Source organism: Klebsiella sp. Q11, from assembly GCF_964241505.1.
In the GTDB taxonomy this organism is placed as follows: domain Bacteria; phylum Pseudomonadota; class Gammaproteobacteria; order Enterobacterales; family Enterobacteriaceae; genus Klebsiella; species Klebsiella michiganensis.
The window spans coordinates 73,544-89,368 of record NZ_CAXSXW010000005.1 but is presented as its reverse complement, the minus strand read 5'-3'; the positions used below and the strand labels follow the sequence as shown (position 1 = coordinate 89,368).

Below are 15,825 nucleotides of genomic sequence, written 5' to 3'. Positions count from 1 at the left end.
ATCAGGCATTAGCAGGAAGGTTGATAGCGTTGATACTGGCGCTGAATGGCAATCTGGTCGGCGATATATTTCGCATCGTGCCAGACGCCCCAGATAAAGGTTGAGCCACGGCGGGAGAGCCACGGCAGACCGAGGAAATAGACGCCCGGTTCGCTGGCGACGCCGCGGTGGTGCTGCGGGCGCTGCTGTTCATTAAAGGCGTTGACCTTCAGCCAGCGGTAATCGGTGGTATAGCCGGTAGCCCAGATAATGCAGCTCACCCCCGCGGCTGCCAGGTCGAGCTCGGTGAGGGGCTGGGTCAGGCAATCGGGGTCGGGCAGGAAAAAGCGCGCTTCCGGCTCTTCCGGCAGCGACAGCCCGTTGCGGGCGATATACTCATCCGCGGCGTCGAGCAGCGCCAGATAAGAGGCGTCACCGAGACGAATGTTGTCCGCCAGATCGGCACGGAAAACGGCTTTGCCCTCGGTAAAGCCGTGCGTCTGTCCGACCAGGGTAATTCCCTGGTGCGCCAGCTGGCGAAAATCAACGGTATGACCGCCGCGCGCGCCGCTGACCGCAATCGTCACGTGCTCTTTGCCGGGCTGATTGGCCGCCGCATCCCACAGCCCTAACACCCCCAGCCACCAGCAAAAATCGCGCTGGCGGTAGCGGCGCGGCGGGCGATCGTGCGCGCCGACGGAGAGCCACACCGCGCGCCCCGCCCGGCGGAGCTCATCGGCGATTTGCACGCCGGACGACCCCGCGCCAACCACCAGCACGCCGCCTTCCGGAAGCTGCTGCGGGTTGAAATAGTGCGCGGAATGTATTTGCTCAACTGCGCTATCCTGCGGCGCGATGGCCGGTATCACCGGGCGCTGGAACGGCCCGGTAGCGGCGACGATACGCTGCGCCTCAATCACGCCCAGTGACGTTTCCACGCGAAACCCCGGACGGCCGTTTAAGCGCTCGGCGCTAAAGACCTCAACGCCGGTTTTGATCGGTGCATTAAAGGTTTTGGCATACGCGGCGAAGTAGTCGGCGATCTGCTCTTTGGCGACAAAGCTGTCGGCGTCGCAGTCGGGAAAGGTCATGCCGGGAAACCGATCGTGCCAGGCCGGGCCGTTGGCCACCAGCGAATCCCAGCGGCCGCTGCGCCAGGCCTCAGCGATGCGCTTTTTTTCCAGCACCAGATGCGGAATGCCGTGATGCGTCAGATGCTCGCTCATGGCGACGCCAGCCTGCCCCGCGCCTACCACCAGGGTATCGATCTCTGTAATCTGCTCTGTCATATCTGTGTCCTTCAAGCACGGTTGTCCGGCTTATCCGCCGGGATTGACAGAACTCAGGTTAAGTAAGTGTGATGAAATGGTAAATTATTATAAAACGATCGTCTGAATAGAAATTTACGAGGCTGAATGACGCGACAAAAAAATAACGCTTGCGGCCGCGTTAATTAAATTACGCGTGCTGATGCGGCGTTAATTCTATGCTGCGGCAATAATCCATAAATAGCTGCGTCGGACGCGTGGGTTCATTATTGGCAAGATGCGCCATAATTAATGTCGATGCGGGCATTTCGTCGGCAATATCCAGCTGCACCAGCTTTTCGCCGTCATAGGTCATATCGCACAGCGGACGGGTAACCAGTACCGAAAAGCCTAATCCCTGCCCGACCATACAGCGCACCATTTCTATGGACGGCGAACTGTAGGCCACTTCCGGGTGATAACCTTTCTCTTTAAATATCGAGACAAAATAGTTTTTGCTGGGGACCGCATCGAGCAAAATCATCGGTTCCCGGCTTAATTCCTGGAGCGTGACGCATTTTTTCTGCGCCAGCGGATGAGAAGCGGGCAGCAAAGCATAGGGTTTATGCGGGGCGTTCAGCAGCTCTTTATGAATGGAGTGACCCAGTTCCAGGTCGTAGACCAGCGCCAGATCGAAGCGCCCGCGGTGCAGACCGTGCATCAGTTCATGCTGTTCGCCGTCGTAGAGCTGGAGAGTAATTTCGGGATACATTTTTTTAAATCCCGCTACCAGTTTTGGCATATACAGCGGCGCGACGGATTCAAAGCAGCCGACGGAAATCGTCCCGGATACCAGCTCTTTATCCGCCCGCGAGTTCTGCTCAAACTCATAGGACAGCCGCAGCAGCTCTTTGGCTTTATCGTAGAAGCGCCGCCCGCTTGAGGTCAGGGATACGCCCTGCGCATGGTGACGAATAAACAGCTGCTGGTCGAAGGTACTTTCGAGGTTTTTAATCGCAATAGAGATCGACGGCTGGGCAATGTGCAGCTGACGGGAAGCCTCAGCGATACTCTCCGTTTCCACCACCGTCACGAAATATTTAAGCTGTTTGAGGGTAAATCGGTTCATCGCTTCACCATTGATAAAATATTGTCTTATTACGAACGGGCTTAGTTTTACGATAATCAGCCTGCAAGCATCGTGCCATGCCGTTTGCGCTTTACCTCGTCGGCAAATAGCCGCCGTTTCTATTTAATAACCCGCCCTCTTTTTTTGCCTGATTTCGCGTATTGCACCATAAAGCATCGCCCTGCACCTTATTCGCCCGCGGCGCGCCCCAATATTGCACAAATTGTCATTTTACGAAAAATCAGGTTTAAAAATAAGGGTGATTGTTTTTAAGTTGTTTCAATGCTGTTTCTCATTAATTGCGTTAAATTCCCTGAGGTTAATATAGCTGTATAGTTTTTTTAAACTTAAAGGCCAAAAATTTACTAATTGCCACCGGTCGAAGAGTGCCAGCATAGTGTCATGGCAAGATGAACGCCGGCGGCTCCCCATTTTAGAACAGGGGAATCGCCTTAATTTCCGTTAATTATGGCGAGTGAAATAGCCCATGACGTTTAACTGGAACTATATGTTAAGCCTGCTCAGCGATATCGATTTCTGGCAGGCCACCTGGACCGTCATCAAATTAAGTTTGCTGACCTGGGCTTTCAGTATTGTGCTGGGGTTTATTCTGGCGCTGGCCAAACAGTCGCCGCGCAAGCTGTTTAACGCGCCTGCCCGCCTCTATATCTGGCTGTTTCGCAGCATGCCGCTGCTGGTGCTGCTGATTTTTGTCTACAACATGCCGCAGGCGCTACCCTCCTTCGCCCCGGTGCTGAACGACCCGTTCTGGGCCGGACTGCTGGCGATGGTGCTGAGCGAAGCCGCCTATATTGCTGAAATTCATCGCGGCGGACTGCTGTCTATTCCGAAAGGACAGAGCGAAGCCGCCCGCGCGCTCGGGCTGCGCTATGCCGGCACCCAGTGGCGTGTGGTGATCCCGCAGGCGCTGCGCGTCGCCCTGCCGGCGCTGGCTAATGAGTATATCGCCATCGTCAAGCTCAGCTCGCTGGTGTCGGTTATCTCCCTGACCGAGATCTTAATGGTCGGCCAGCGCCTCTATTCGCAGAATTTCCTCGTCATGGAGACCATGGCGGCGGTGGCGTTTTACTACATCCTGATCGTCACGGTGTTTGATTTCCTGCTTAAGCGCCTCGAGACCTGGCTCGACGTCACCCAGCGTAAGACCACGCGACCGGTGGATGAAGAAATGCAGCAGTTGGCCACCGCGCGGCGTCCGGCAATGGCCCGCAGCGTTAGCGTCGCGCAGGAACCGGCGCTACAGGCGTCAAAGCTGCATAAAGCCTATAACAATGTCGAAGTGCTGGGCGCCGTCAGCCTGCAAATTCAGCCCGGCGAAGTGGTCTCCGTCATCGGCCCGTCCGGCTCCGGTAAAACCACGCTGATCCGCCTGCTGAACGGCCTTGAGCAGATTGATAACGGCGAGATCAAAATCAACGGCCAGCCTTTTATTCACCTTGACCGCCAGGGGCAGCAGAAGCCGCGTTTTATGGAGAACAGCGAGCATCGCCAGAATATCGGCATGGTTTTCCAGAGCTTCAACCTGTTCCCCCACCTGACCGTACTCGGCAACCTGCTGCTGGCGCCGCGCTATCACCATCTGGCCAGCGAAGGCGAGCTGAAGCAGCACGCCTGCGAACTGCTGCATAAAGTCGGCATGCTGGAACACGCGTGGAAATATCCGCATCAGCTTTCCGGCGGCCAGCAGCAGCGGGTAGCGATTGCCCGCGCCCTGATGATGCGCCCACAAATTATGCTGTTCGATGAGCCCACCTCGGCGCTGGATCCGGAAAAAGTTAACGAGGTTCTGCAGGTTATCGAATCGCTGGCCCATGAAGGCATCACCATGGTGATCGTCACCCATGAAATGAACTTCGCCTTTAAGGTTTCCGATCGAATTGTGTTTATGGAAAAAGGACGCGTGGTCTGCGACGACACGCCTCAGGCAATGCGCGACGGCCAGCATCCGCGCGTGGATGCCTTCCTGAAAGATGTCTCTTTGGCTTAACGCCTCCGTTCCCGAAAGGAGAAAAATATGATCGCGCAGTGGCAAATCGAACAGTTTCATCAGCAGGGTTTTCTGGTTGTCGAAGAAGTGCTTTCCGCCGAGGAAGTCGCGCTGCTGCAGGCCGATTTCGACGCCTGGGTCGAAGAGAGCCGACAGCATAGCGAGGTGTGGGGCGAAACCCTGGACGGTCGGCCGCGTTTCGACCTCGAAAGCGACCACGCGCCCCATCATCCCTCGCTGCGCCGGGTTAGTTCCCCCACGGAGATTTCCGCCGCCTACCGCCACGCCGCGCTTGATTCGAGAATGGCGGCGATTGCCGGCCAGCTGATCGGCGGCAGCGGGACCCGCTTCCATCACAGCAAAATCAACTCCAAGCTGCCGCACACCGCCACGCAGGTGAAGTGGCACCAGGATTTTCTGTTTACCCCCCACAGCAACGACGACATCATCACCGCCCTGCTGATGGTCAGCGAAGTGACGCCGGAGAACGGTCCGCTCAACGTGGTGCCGGGAAGCCATCGGGGGCCGCTGTGGTCCCACTGGCAAAACGATCGTTTTACCGGCGCCGTGGATCGGGAGGTTGAAGCGACCTACTGCCAGCAGCCGCAGGCCTGTTTCGGCCCGGCGGGATCGGTGTGCTTTATGCATACTCGTCTGCTCCACGCCTCCAGCCCCAATGAAACCGACCTGCCGCGGACGCTGTTTATCAGCGTCTACGCGGCGGAAGATGCCCTGCCGTACGGCGAAAATCCGCTGCCCAGCGCGCACGCCGGGCAGATGGTTGCCGGGGAAGAGAGCGGCCTGGTGCGCAGTACCGTGAATCATTTACGCCTGCCGCAAAAACCGCGCGGCGCATCCTTTTTCGTCCAGCAGGCCGGTACCGATCGCGCCAGCATGTAATTTGCCCACTCTCTGGAGGTTGTATGAAACGTTTTAAAGCTTTCCGCCCTGCTGCCCTGCTCCTTTGCACCGCTGGCGCCCTGTCGTCCTTTAGCGCCCAGGCCTTCCAGCAGCCGGGGAAAATCACCGCCGGTTCGGATATGACCTTTTTCCCGTATGAATATATGGAAAACAACAAGCCCGCCGGGTTCGATATCGAGTTTCTTGCCGGGCTGGCGAAAACCATGGGCCGCGAGGCGGTGAATATTGATACCCGGTTTCCGAATTTGATTCCGGGCTTGCAGGGCGGACGCTTCGATATCACCAACTCGTCAATGTACATCACCGCCGAGCGTCTGAAGGTTATCGATATGGTGCCCTATCTGAAAAGCGGCGAAGCGATCCTCGCGCTGAAAGGCAGCGACTATCAGCCGAAAACGCCGGAAGAGTTTTGCGGTCATAAAATTGGCTCTATGGGCGCGACCTCTTGGCTGGCGCAGCTGCAAAAGCTCTCCACCGACTACTGCGTGAAAAAGGGCCTGAAGCCGATAGCGCTCAGTGAATACACCACCGACCCGCAAACCACCCAGGCGCTGCTCTCGCGGGCGGTTGAGGCGCAAATCACCGATGCGGCGGTGGCGCGCGGCGTGATCGACAAGCTTGGCGATCGGGTGACCATCTCTTCCGAAACCTTGATCTATCCGGTGCTCAACGGCTTTGGGGTGAAAAAAGGCAATAGCGAAGTGAAAACCGCGCTGGAGGAAGGACTGAAGAAATACAGCGCGACGCCGGAATACGCCGCGCTGCTGAAGAAATATAACTTCCAGGCGCCGACGCCAGAGGATCTGCAGACCCTGATGCCGAAAGCGGAGTAATCATATGGCCCGCTCTTATGAAGAACAGACGCGTATCGACCTGGCGGCGACCTTTCGCATTATCGCCCATCTCGGGATGCACGAAGCGGTGGCCAACCACTTTAGCGCGGCCATCTCGGCGGACGGCAAAAAATTCCTGCTGAATCCAAAGTGGAAACACTTTTCGCGCATCCGCGCCAGCGACCTGCTGCTGCTGGACGCCGATGATGAAGCCTGCGCCCGGCGAGCGGACGTGGACGCCACGGCGTGGGCGATTCACGGGCAGATCCACCAGCGCCTGCCGGAGGTGCGGGTGGTACTGCACCTGCATCCAGTGTATACCACCAGCGTTGCTTGCCTCGAGACGCCGCATATCCCGCCGATCGATCAGAACACGGCGCGCTATTTCAATCGGGTAGCCGTCGATAGGTTATACGGCGGCATGGCGGACACCACGGCGGAAGGCGCGCGTCTGGCGGCGCTGCTGGCCGACAAGCGCCGGCTGCTGATGGGCAACCACGGCGTACTGGTGACCGCGCCGTCGATTGGCGAGGCTTTCGATGATATCTGGACCCTGGAGCGCGCCTGCCAGATTCTGGTGACCGCCTGGTCAACGGGGCAGCCGCTGAAAGTGCTCTCCGATGCGGTGGCGGAGAAAACCGCGCAGGACTGGGAGGGGATCGCCGACTTTTCACGCCAGCATTTTGCAGAGATGAAGCAGATGATGATCGACGCCGACCCGTCCTTGCTGGAGTGACGGTTTACTCCCGGAGAAAGGCGCCACCGGGCATACGGAGATGAGCCGGATTTGAGGTATCGAGGCGCGGATTTTGCCGCAGGACTGGCGACAGAATCCGCAAGTTACTCGCTTGTAGCCCCGGTAAGGCGCCAGCCGCCACCGGGGAACAGGCGGCTAGTAGCGTACGCAGACCGACTTTGTTTCGCACCAGTCGTCCAGCCAGTCGGGGCCGAAATCGCGGCCGGTACCGGACTGCTTCATGCCGCCGAACGGCAGGTTGGCGTCGATCAGCGTATGGCTGTTGACCCACACCGTCCCCGCCTGCAGGCGATCGGTATAGCTCAGCGCCTGGCTCAGGTCGCGGGTCCAGACGCTGGCGGTCAGGCCAAAATCGCTGTCGTTGGCCAGGCGCAGCGCCTCTTCCCCGTCGGCCACGCGTACCAGGTTCACCACCGGACCGAAAACCTCTTCCCGGCTAAGGCGCAGCCCGGCGTCGGGATTAATCACCAGCGTTGGCGCAATATAGTAGCCCTGCGCATTCGGCCCCACGTTACCGCTAATCAGCTCAGCCTTCTGCTGACGGGCTTCATCAAGATAGGCCGCCACTTTTGCGCAGTGTGCCTGCGACACTACCGGGTTAATCTGGCTGCTCTCGAGCATACCGGGCCCGACCTGTAGCGACTTCACCGCCTGCTCAAAGCCGCTCACCAGCGTATCGAACAGCGGCGCTTCGATATAAATTCGCGAACTGGCGGCGCACACCTGCCCCTGATTCAGAAAGCTACCGGTCATTAATCCCTCAATAACCCACTGCGGATCGGCATCTTTCAGCACGATGGCCGGGTTCTTGCCGCCCAGCTCCAGCGTGACCCGGGTAAGGCGCTCAGCGGCCACGCGGGCAATCTGTTTACCGGTAGCGGTCGATCCGGTAAAGCTCACCTTGGCGACCTGAGGATGCGAGGTCAGCGCCGCGCCGCACCCGGCGCCGCTGCCGGTCACCACGTTAAAAACGCCGTCCGGTACGCCGGCCTCGGTTGCCAGTTCCGCTACCCGCAGCAGGGTCAGCGGCGTGGTTTCCGACGGCTTAATGACGATCGAGCAGCCAGCCGCCAGCGCGGGCATCACTTTCCACATGCCGATCATCAACGGGAAATTCCACGGCACGATCCCGGCCACCACGCCCACCGGCTCTTTTTTGGTCCACGCCTGATAGCGTGCGCCCTGCGGGAAGGGGATCGATACGTCGAGGGTGCGGCCGCTGATTTTAGTGGTCAGTCCGGCGGTATAGCGCATCCAGTTCAGCGTGCAGCCCACTTCAAAGGCGCGGGAAATGTTAATCGATTTCCCCTGTTCAAGGGTCTCCAGCTGCGCCAGCTCCTCGCCGTGCTGCTCCACCAGATCGGCGAAACGCAGCAGGATCCGTTCGCGGTCGGCGGGCGTACGCCCTGCCCAACTGCGGGAAACGAAAGCGCGCCAGGCGGACATCACCGCCCGATCGACATCCGCGGCGTTAGCATCCGCGGTGCTGGCGATAGCCTGACCGGTGGCCGGATCCCAGACGGTTAAGCGCTTTTCGCTCTCTGCCGCCTGCTGCGCACCGTCAAGATACAACCCATGCTGTCTGTCTAAAAACTGCTGCACGCTGGCGAGTAGCGCGACCTGTGATGTGGACATACCCCTTCCTTATTGTTCACGGATAGTGGTTTCAGTTTATGCCGGGGTCGCGATTCACGCTTTTTTCTCTGTGACATTCGCTGTTGCCGCTGTGACAGGCGCCGCAATTAAGTTGATGAGGCGGACAGAAAATGTGCAGCAGGTAATAGTTCTTTCATATACTCCGCCGTTGACCCTTGCCTCCGGCATCATAAGTGCAACAATGCAAAAACATTATTATTACAAGGGATGCGCGATGAGTACGGCAAATCGTGGGCAGAACTACCAGCATTGGTTAGCAAAAATCAATCAGGTCTGCGGGCAGTTTGCCGCCCGTCCGCTGGCTGATAATTTCCACGGTGAGATCGACGCCAGCTATGCCGGCGACCTGAAAGTCAGCACGGTGACCGCCTGCGGCATTAATCTTTACCGCACCCGACAAGAGATCCAGCGCGATAACGACGCCTGGTTTTATACCGTCTTCCAGCTCGCGGGCCAGGCAACGATCGAGCAGGATGGCCGCCAGGCGATGCTGGAAAGCGGCGATATCACCCTGATTGACGCGTCTCGTCCCTGTTCAATTATCTGGCAGCAAACCTCGCGTCAGGCCTCCCTGCTGCTGCCAAGATCGCTGCTGGAGCAACAGCTGCGCGGCAGTGAAATCAGCATCGCTACCCGGCTGGCGAAAAGCCTGCCGATGGTCCAGCTCAGCCAGCGCCTGCTGCATGAAAGCATGAACAGCCCTGAACTCTCGGCCAGCGAAAGCAAAGCGGCGCTGGAGGCCATCGTCTGCCTGCTGCGCCCGATGCTGCATCATCAGGAGGCCCAGCCGTCCCGGCGCGATAAGCAGTTTCAGAAAATCATGGCGTTAATCGATGAGTCGATTCAGGCGGAACATCTGCGCCCGGAGTGGCTGGCCAGCGAAACCGGCATGTCGGTGCGCAGCCTCTATCGGCTGTTTGCGGAAAAGGGGCTGGTGGTGGCGCAATATATCAAAAATCGTCGGCTCGATTTGTGCGCCCGCGCGCTGCAAAGCGCCCATGATGACGAAAAGCTGGCGGGGATCGGCTACAGCTGGGGCTTCAGCGATCATAGCCATTTTTCCACCGCCTTTAAGCAGCGCTTCGGCGTCTCGCCGGGGGAGTATCGCAAGCGCTGCCGATAGCTATTTTTTCAGCCATTTGCCGTTAAGGCCCTTCACGTACTCGCCCGGCTGCGCCCTGGCGACCAGCTTCTGACCGGCCATTTTCGCCACCTGATCCACCGGTAGATTATTGTCATCCGCCAGCTGCTGATAGCTGTCGCTGCGGGCGGCGTTGATCTGCTTCACCAGCTCAAGGGTTTCTTTATCCTGACGCAGCGGTTCAAGATAGCCGTTGAGGGTTTCGCCGACCCGCCCCTGCTGGCGAGCCTCATTCAGGGTCAGGGCCTGCGCCTGAGCGCTGAACAGCACCAGCGCCAGCGCGGCGGTTATCAGTCGTATTCTCATCATCGCCTCAGAACAGATCGCTACGCGATTTGAGCAGATTCTCAACGTCTTTATCCAGCTTGATATGAATTTCATGCTCAATTTTGACGTTCATATTGATGGTGATCGGCTCTTTCGATGCCGCGATTTCAATACGCGGCGTACAGCCCGCCAGCAGCGCGGTGGCCAGAAAGGCGGCGAATAGTTTGATCATTATTGTTGTTCCTTACAGGTATGACTGTCCTGACAGCGCGGCGCGGGCAGCCTGGCGTTCTGCTCCAGCCACGCCTGCAGATTGTCGCCGAAACGCAAGCTGCGCCACAGGTCAAAAATATTCTCTTCATGGGAGTAGTTTAAGTGCACCGTATTGCTTTTGCCTTCTACCCGGCTGGTGCCGCTAATCGTCGCCTTCAGCGTCAGTACGCCGAGGTTATCGAGGTTGATCCGCGTCCACGAGGTGGCCACTTCCATATAGCGCAGCCAGTTAATGGCCGCCCCAGCGGAGACGTTGTCGGCCACCAGCGCGTCAGCGGTGTCTTTATCAAGACGCATCGTCATCGGCCCCGGATTGCTGAACCAGCCGTCCTTGATAATCCATTTATCGTTATCCAGCCACAGCGGCAGCGCGCCGTTAAACGGGCCGGACACGGCGAACTGCTTCACTTTAATCGCGCTAATTAACTCGCTGCTGGAGATATTTTGCAGACGCAGCAGCGCCGGATCGTGCTGCGGCATCCGCAGTTGCTGCATGGTCAGCTTGCCGCCGAGAATATCGACGCTGACGTTGCTTAACTGTAAAGGCGCGTCTTCACTCCAGGGCCAGGCGCCCTGGAGATCCGCCGTCAGATTACGCGCGGTGAACTGGTTGACGACTTCGCCGATGCGCAGCGATACCGGATGGCGGGTGCCAAGCTGCCAGGTGGCGTCGCTAAAGCGGAACGGCAGCACAAAATCGACGCCGTTGATCTGGTTATCCGGCATCCAGGCGCTGCCGTCTTTGAGCACACCGTGACCGCCCGCCTCGAAGCCCTGTTCGGCGGCGGCGGAGAAAGCCACCTGCGCGTAGAGCGTTCCCTCACGCAGGTTCATCTTCCACTCCGGCGGCACCAACGGCTGGAAAACGGTCAGCGACTGTTTTGGCCACCACGCCTCGCCGCGCAGACGTTCGCCGTCCCAGCGCCCGGTCACGCGCACGGGGCCAATTTTTTGCGCATGCAGGGAGCCGCTGAACCGGAACCAGGTCGGATCGCGACCATCAATGTTGAACTTAAGCGTTGACGGCGGCAGTTCGCTGCCGCCGCTGAAGGTGGTTTTCCCGGCATCCAGCGACAGCGCGCCGGTCAGTTTAGGATGCTGCTCATCGCGCAGCCAGTGGATCGGTTTTTCCAGCGTCAGGCGCGGGGTACTCACCAGCATGGATCCATACTGCAGCTTATCGAAACCGGTCGACAGGCTGTTGAGCACAATGGCGCTATCAACCCATTCGCCCGCGCCTTTAACATCCCAGCGCGCCTGCATCGGGGTAAAATGGCCATCGCCCCAGTAGCGCCACTGCCAGCGGCCGCGGTCGGGCATAAAGTTGTCGGCCTGGCCATCAAGATGCAGGATAAAATCCCCCATCTCCTGCTCATGGGCGCGCAGAATAGCCTGCAGGCGGCCATCAACGCCCTGTTGCGTCACTTTAACGCCCGCCAGCGGCCAGCGGATTTCATCGATATTCAACGAATCGATGACCCGCCCGCGCGAACGCAGCAGCGCGCCGGGGTGAAAATTGAGCACCGGCGCGGTAAGCGGCCCGCTCAGCTGCGCGGGGAGTCGGGCATAAAAAATCAGATCGCCGAGCTTGGCCTCGCCGGTCAGCTGTAGCGGCATGTCGCTGCTGTCCATGCTCAGCTTACCGGGGCCGATATTCAGCACGGCGTTGCCCTTCCCGGCCTGGCCCTGAGTGAGCACGTTAAGACGCCCGCTGACCTGCATCTGCTCGGTGCCCTGCTGCCAGTTGCCCAGCGAAAGCGCAACCCGGCCGCTCAACGCGTTGCCCGCGTATTCGGTGTGCCAGCGGCCATCGCTGATGACGATACGATCCGGGGTGATTTCCCACGGCAGGTCAAGCATCGGCTCCACTTCACCGCGCGGCGTGACCAGCAGCTGCCCGCGGTTCTTCTGCCACTCCAGCTCGGCATCGACAAGACCGGGGGTTTGTGGAAATTCAAAGGTGCTGAACAGGTGGCCGTCGACCGGCAAACCGTCCGGCACCAGCGGCATCTGAAACTCGCCCACCAGCTTCACCGGCGCCTGGTCTTCCACCAGACGCGCGGAAAAATCACTGACCGTCAGCGCCTGGCCGCGCAGCCGCGCCTGGAGGGTAACCTCTTTACCGGCATAGCCGATATCCTGCTGCTGTGGCGTTAGCGACATCACCAGCTGCCCCTGCCATTTCTCCCACGGCGACAGGCGCAGATTGTCAATCGTCAGCCAGCTGTAAGGGAGCATTGATTGCCATTCGGCGAGGGTTTTCGGCGCCCCCGGCGCGGCTTCGCTTTCCGGGAGCTTGTTCAGGCAGGCGCTGTTTATATCCAGCTCGCTGATATGTAAACGCCAGCGGCTGGGACGCGAGAGCGAGGCATTGGCGACGCGCGCGATTTCGCAGTCGCCGACCAGGTAGCGCAGATCCGGAATACGCAGCGCGGAGCGCGTCAGTCGCGGGCTTTCATTAAGTGAGATTCGGGTTCCCGCCGGTAGCCAGATACCTGCCAGCGTGGGCACCCAGTGGGTGAGCGTTAATAGCAAAGCCAGCGGTAGCAGCACGAGGGCTAATAATAGCGCGATGGCGGCTTTATATTTACCCTTCATGGGCAGCTAATATCCTGATTCGAAATAAGTAAAAGCCGAGAGGCCGCTATTGTGGCACGTTCGACCTGTGAGTTAAAGTTTCCATCCCGTTTAAGCGTAGTCGCCGCTATGTGATTCACCAGCCGGCTATTTAACCGGGGTTTAGTTTTCGCCTGCGACACTGGTTCACACCTGCGAACGTAAACGGATGGTGCTGTGGACTTAATTATCTCGCTGATGGAATACGCTCAGAGCCGCTATTCATTGGTATTGCTGATGGTTTTCCTGATGACGTTCGCTAAATCCTGCGCCGTTATCTCGCTGCTGATCCCCGGTACCTCCGGACTGCTGCTGTTCGGCACCCTGGCATCGGCCAGCGTCGGCCATTTTTTGTTAATGTGGATGAGCGCCAGCCTCGGCGCCATCGGCGGATTCTGGCTCTCGTGGCTGACGGGCTACCGCTACCGGCACCATCTGCATCGTATCCGCTGGCTTAATGCCGAACGCCTCGCTCGCGGCCAGCTGTTCCTGCGCCGCCACGGCGCGTGGGCGGTCTTTTTTAGCCGCTTTCTCTCTCCGCTGCGCGCCACCGTGCCGCTGGTAACCGGCGCCAGCGGGACCTCTCTCTGGCAGTTTCAGCTCGCTAACGTCAGTTCAGGTTTACTCTGGCCGCTGGTCCTGCTGGCGCCAGGGGCGCTGAGCCTCAACTTTTAATGAAACGTATTGTCTTTTAAAGAGATTTCTTAACTCTACGATATGCTCTAGAATTAATACTATAACCTGCTGATTAAACTAGTTTTTAACATTTGTAAGATTATTTTAATTATGCTACCGTGACGGTATTATTACTGGAGAAAAGTCTTATGAAAATCGCTGTATACAGTACGAAACAGTACGACAAGAAGTATCTGCAGCACGTCAATGATGCATACGGCTTTGAACTGGAATTTTTTGACTTCCTGCTAACCGAAAAGACCGCCAAAACCGCCAACGGCTGTGAAGCGGTGTGCATCTTCGTAAACGATGACGGTAGCCGCCCGGTACTTGAAGAACTGAAAGCCCACGGCGTGAAGTACATCGCGCTGCGCTGCGCGGGGTTCAACAACGTTGATCTCGATGCCGCGAAAGAGCTGGGCCTGCGCGTGGTGCGCGTCCCGGCCTACTCGCCGGAAGCGGTCGCAGAGCACGCGATCGGCATGATGATGTCGCTGAACCGCCGTATTCATCGCGCCTATCAGCGCACCCGCGATGCAAACTTCTCCCTTGAAGGACTAACCGGTTTCACCATGCACGGTAAAACCGCCGGCGTTATCGGCACCGGTAAAATCGGCGTCGCCGCGCTGCGCATTCTGAAAGGCTTCGGTATGCGTCTGCTGGCATTTGATCCCTACCCAAGCGCCGCCGCGCTGGATATGGGCGTGGAGTATGTCGATCTTGAAACCCTGTACCGGGAGTCTGACGTTATCTCCCTGCACTGCCCGCTGACTGATGAAAACTACCATTTGCTGAACCATGCCGCGTTCGATCGCATGAAAGACGGGGTGATGATCATCAACACCAGCCGCGGCGCGCTCATCGATTCGCAGGCAGCAATCGACGCCCTTAAGCATCAGAAAATTGGCGCGCTGGGGATGGACGTGTATGAGAACGAACGCGATCTGTTCTTTGAAGATAAGTCTAATGACGTGATTCAGGATGATGTGTTCCGCCGTCTCTCCGCCTGCCATAACGTCCTTTTTACCGGTCACCAGGCGTTTCTGACCGCGGAAGCGCTGATCAGCATTTCACAAACCACCCTCGACAACCTGCGTCAGGTGGATGCTAGAGAAACCTGCCCTAACGCGCTGGTCTGATATTCCTTTCCCTTTTGTGCTCCTCCTCTGCGGGGGGCACATTCAGATAATCCCCACAGTAATCGCCTGCGATAAAGTTACAATTCCCTTCATTTATTAATACGATAAATATTTATGGAGACTAAATGAACAAGTTTGCTGCGCTGCTGGCGGCTGGAATGTTGCTATCGGGCTGCGTTTATAACAGCAAGGTGTCAACCAGAGCGGAACAGCTTCAGCATCACCGTTTTGTGCTGACCAGCGTTAACGGGCAGCCGCTGAATGCCGCGGATAAGCCGCAGGAGCTGAGCTTCGGCGAAAAAATGCCCATTACGGGCAAGATGTCTGTTTCAGGTAATATGTGCAACCGCTTCAGCGGCACGGGCAAAGTCTCGGACGGCGAGCTGAAGGTTGAAGAGCTGGCGATGACCCGCATGCTCTGCACGGACTCGCAGCTGAACGCGCTGGACGCCACGCTAAGCAAAATGCTGCGCGAAGGCGCGCAGGTCGACCTGACGGAAACGCAGCTAACGCTGGCGACCGCCGACCAGACGCTGGTGTATAAGCTCGCCGACCTGATGAATTAATAGTTACCGCAGCTTCCGCCTGCCAGCGCCTGCTCGCTGCAGCGCTTGCCGTTCGGCAATGCGCACATGCCGATAGCGGAGCCATCAAGCTGGCGGGCGACCGATAACGAGCCGCCAACCATGGCGCAGTTTGCCTGGCCGGAGCTGCTCATCGCGGCACGCATTCCCGGCGACACGTGCGCCGCCGTTGCCTGCTGAACAGGTTCATCATTGCTACTACACGCCGACAGTAACAGCGCAGCACATCCCACTAAAAACGCAGCTCGCATCTTCTCTCCCCTCAGATACATCTTAAAATGGACAAGCCTAAGGATAATAGGCAGCTCAGCGCGCCGCGTCGAGAGGCGAAGTACGTATTTATGCGCTGTATTAACATTTATTAGCAAATTTTTTGGCGTCAGAAGCCTCTCAGCATGAGCACATTAATCTCTGTACGACTGAGACTCATCATAATGAGGCGATAGTTTCCCGACAGTTAAATATGTAGTTCTTTGTTCTGCAAGATTATTTCCTGTGCGTTCAATCTTAGCTTCTTTGACTCACTGGTGAGCATCCAAATCACTTTCATTCCTATCAGCGACAATCGTCAGAGTTGAATGGCTCTACTCGGCAGGGACT

General features: G+C 57.9%; 15 protein-coding genes. 8 read left to right on the top strand and 7 right to left on the bottom strand.

What is annotated here, in order from left to right:
- Positions 1-8 precede the first annotated feature (8 nt).
- A complete protein-coding gene (locus ACESQ2_RS09435; protein ID WP_046877243.1) occupies positions 9-1,268 on the bottom strand; it encodes an NAD(P)/FAD-dependent oxidoreductase in 1,260 nt (419 codons plus the stop codon).
- Positions 1,269-1,437: 169 nt separating this feature from the next.
- Positions 1,438-2,355 (bottom strand): LysR substrate-binding domain-containing protein, encoded by a 918-nt coding sequence (locus ACESQ2_RS09430; RefSeq protein WP_009653045.1) that lies wholly within the window; start codon positions 2,353-2,355, stop codon positions 1,438-1,440.
- Between the two features lie 487 nt (positions 2,356-2,842).
- Between ACESQ2_RS09430 and ACESQ2_RS09425 the strand changes: the two genes are divergently transcribed.
- From ACESQ2_RS09425 to ACESQ2_RS09410, 4 genes are read left to right on the top strand one after another with little or no spacing between them, the layout of a single operon-like run.
- On the top strand, positions 2,843-4,363 hold the full coding sequence (locus tag ACESQ2_RS09425; RefSeq protein ID WP_046877242.1) for an amino acid ABC transporter permease/ATP-binding protein: 1,521 nt from the start codon (positions 2,843-2,845) through the stop codon (positions 4,361-4,363).
- Positions 4,364-4,390: 27 nt separating this feature from the next.
- Entirely contained in the window at positions 4,391-5,263 is an 873-nt protein-coding gene (locus ACESQ2_RS09420; RefSeq protein WP_046877241.1) for a phytanoyl-CoA dioxygenase family protein, read from the top strand.
- 23 nt (positions 5,264-5,286) lie between these two features.
- Positions 5,287-6,117: an ABC transporter substrate-binding protein gene (locus tag ACESQ2_RS09415; protein ID WP_046877240.1), complete on the top strand. Its 831-nt coding sequence runs from the start codon at positions 5,287-5,289 to the stop codon at positions 6,115-6,117.
- 4 nt (positions 6,118-6,121) lie between these two features.
- Entirely contained in the window at positions 6,122-6,853 is a 732-nt protein-coding gene (locus ACESQ2_RS09410; protein WP_046877239.1) for a class II aldolase and adducin N-terminal domain-containing protein, read from the top strand.
- Positions 6,854-7,009: 156 nt separating this feature from the next.
- Here ACESQ2_RS09410 and ACESQ2_RS09405 read toward each other — a convergent pair whose 3' ends face one another.
- Positions 7,010-8,509 carry an aldehyde dehydrogenase family protein gene (locus tag ACESQ2_RS09405; RefSeq protein WP_046877238.1) on the bottom strand — a complete coding sequence of 500 codons (1,500 nt, stop codon included), beginning with the start codon at positions 8,507-8,509 and terminating at the stop codon, positions 7,010-7,012.
- Positions 8,510-8,744: 235 nt separating this feature from the next.
- Between ACESQ2_RS09405 and feaR the strand changes: the two genes are divergently transcribed.
- The gene (feaR, locus tag ACESQ2_RS09400; protein ID WP_025107961.1) at positions 8,745-9,653 is read left to right on the top strand and encodes a transcriptional regulator FeaR; all 909 of its coding nucleotides are present in this window, start codon (positions 8,745-8,747) and stop codon (positions 9,651-9,653) included.
- Here the strand turns inward: feaR and ACESQ2_RS09395 are convergent, their stop codons facing one another.
- Genes ACESQ2_RS09395 through ACESQ2_RS09385 form a run of 3 tightly spaced genes read right to left on the bottom strand, consistent with a single transcriptional unit; the run spans position 9,654 to position 12,809 of the window.
- Positions 9,654-9,977 carry a YdbL family protein gene (locus tag ACESQ2_RS09395; RefSeq protein ID WP_014838317.1) on the bottom strand — a complete coding sequence of 108 codons (324 nt, stop codon included), beginning with the start codon at positions 9,975-9,977 and terminating at the stop codon, positions 9,654-9,656.
- Between the two features lie 7 nt (positions 9,978-9,984).
- Complete coding sequence (locus ACESQ2_RS09390; protein ID WP_004121063.1) at positions 9,985-10,170, bottom strand: YnbE family lipoprotein; 186 nt, start codon at positions 10,168-10,170, stop codon at positions 9,985-9,987.
- Positions 10,170-12,809 (bottom strand): YdbH family protein, encoded by a 2,640-nt coding sequence (locus tag ACESQ2_RS09385; protein ID WP_209419974.1) that lies wholly within the window; start codon positions 12,807-12,809, stop codon positions 10,170-10,172. Before ACESQ2_RS09385 ends, ACESQ2_RS09390 begins: the two co-directional genes overlap by 1 nt.
- A 195-nt stretch (positions 12,810-13,004) precedes the next feature.
- On the opposite strand from ACESQ2_RS09385, the gene ACESQ2_RS09380 reads away from it, so the two are divergent.
- From ACESQ2_RS09380 to hslJ, 3 genes are all read left to right on the top strand, one after another.
- Positions 13,005-13,502 (top strand): DedA family protein, encoded by a 498-nt coding sequence (locus ACESQ2_RS09380; protein ID WP_182095013.1) that lies wholly within the window; start codon positions 13,005-13,007, stop codon positions 13,500-13,502.
- Positions 13,503-13,651: 149 nt separating this feature from the next.
- Positions 13,652-14,641, top strand: coding sequence for a 2-hydroxyacid dehydrogenase (locus tag ACESQ2_RS09375; protein ID WP_373170325.1), 990 nt, complete (start codon positions 13,652-13,654; stop codon positions 14,639-14,641).
- 125 nt (positions 14,642-14,766) lie between these two features.
- The gene (gene hslJ / locus ACESQ2_RS09370) at positions 14,767-15,207 is read left to right on the top strand and encodes a heat shock protein HslJ (RefSeq protein WP_014229134.1); all 441 of its coding nucleotides are present in this window, start codon (positions 14,767-14,769) and stop codon (positions 15,205-15,207) included.
- On the opposite strand, the gene ACESQ2_RS09365 is transcribed toward hslJ, so the two are convergent.
- Positions 15,204-15,476, bottom strand: coding sequence for a DUF333 domain-containing protein (locus tag ACESQ2_RS09365; RefSeq protein ID WP_004101621.1), 273 nt, complete (start codon positions 15,474-15,476; stop codon positions 15,204-15,206). The genes hslJ and ACESQ2_RS09365 overlap by 4 nt on opposite strands.
- Between the last annotated feature and the right edge of the window lie 349 nt (positions 15,477-15,825).

What these genes read in the sequence shown, in the direction of transcription:
- ACESQ2_RS09435 (WP_046877243.1), bottom strand. Translation starts at nt 1,268, where the DNA reads ATGACAGAGCAGATTACAGAGATCGATACCCTGGTGGTAGGCGCGGGG.
- ACESQ2_RS09430 (WP_009653045.1), bottom strand. Translation starts at nt 2,355, where the DNA reads ATGAACCGATTTACCCTCAAACAGCTTAAATATTTCGTGACGGTGGTG.
- ACESQ2_RS09425 (WP_046877242.1), top strand. Translation starts at nt 2,843, where the DNA reads ATGACGTTTAACTGGAACTATATGTTAAGCCTGCTCAGCGATATCGAT.
- ACESQ2_RS09420 (WP_046877241.1), top strand. Translation starts at nt 4,391, where the DNA reads ATGATCGCGCAGTGGCAAATCGAACAGTTTCATCAGCAGGGTTTTCTG.
- ACESQ2_RS09415 (WP_046877240.1), top strand. Translation starts at nt 5,287, where the DNA reads ATGAAACGTTTTAAAGCTTTCCGCCCTGCTGCCCTGCTCCTTTGCACC.
- ACESQ2_RS09410 (WP_046877239.1), top strand. Translation starts at nt 6,122, where the DNA reads ATGGCCCGCTCTTATGAAGAACAGACGCGTATCGACCTGGCGGCGACC.
- ACESQ2_RS09405 (WP_046877238.1), bottom strand. Translation starts at nt 8,509, where the DNA reads ATGTCCACATCACAGGTCGCGCTACTCGCCAGCGTGCAGCAGTTTTTA.
- feaR (WP_025107961.1), top strand. Translation starts at nt 8,745, where the DNA reads ATGAGTACGGCAAATCGTGGGCAGAACTACCAGCATTGGTTAGCAAAA.
- ACESQ2_RS09395 (WP_014838317.1), bottom strand. Translation starts at nt 9,977, where the DNA reads ATGAGAATACGACTGATAACCGCCGCGCTGGCGCTGGTGCTGTTCAGC.
- ACESQ2_RS09390 (WP_004121063.1), bottom strand. Translation starts at nt 10,170, where the DNA reads ATGATCAAACTATTCGCCGCCTTTCTGGCCACCGCGCTGCTGGCGGGC.
- ACESQ2_RS09385 (WP_209419974.1), bottom strand. Translation starts at nt 12,809, where the DNA reads ATGAAGGGTAAATATAAAGCCGCCATCGCGCTATTATTAGCCCTCGTG.
- ACESQ2_RS09375 (WP_373170325.1), top strand. Translation starts at nt 13,652, where the DNA reads ATGAAAATCGCTGTATACAGTACGAAACAGTACGACAAGAAGTATCTG.
- hslJ (WP_014229134.1), top strand. Translation starts at nt 14,767, where the DNA reads ATGAACAAGTTTGCTGCGCTGCTGGCGGCTGGAATGTTGCTATCGGGC.
- ACESQ2_RS09365 (WP_004101621.1), bottom strand. Translation starts at nt 15,476, where the DNA reads ATGCGAGCTGCGTTTTTAGTGGGATGTGCTGCGCTGTTACTGTCGGCG.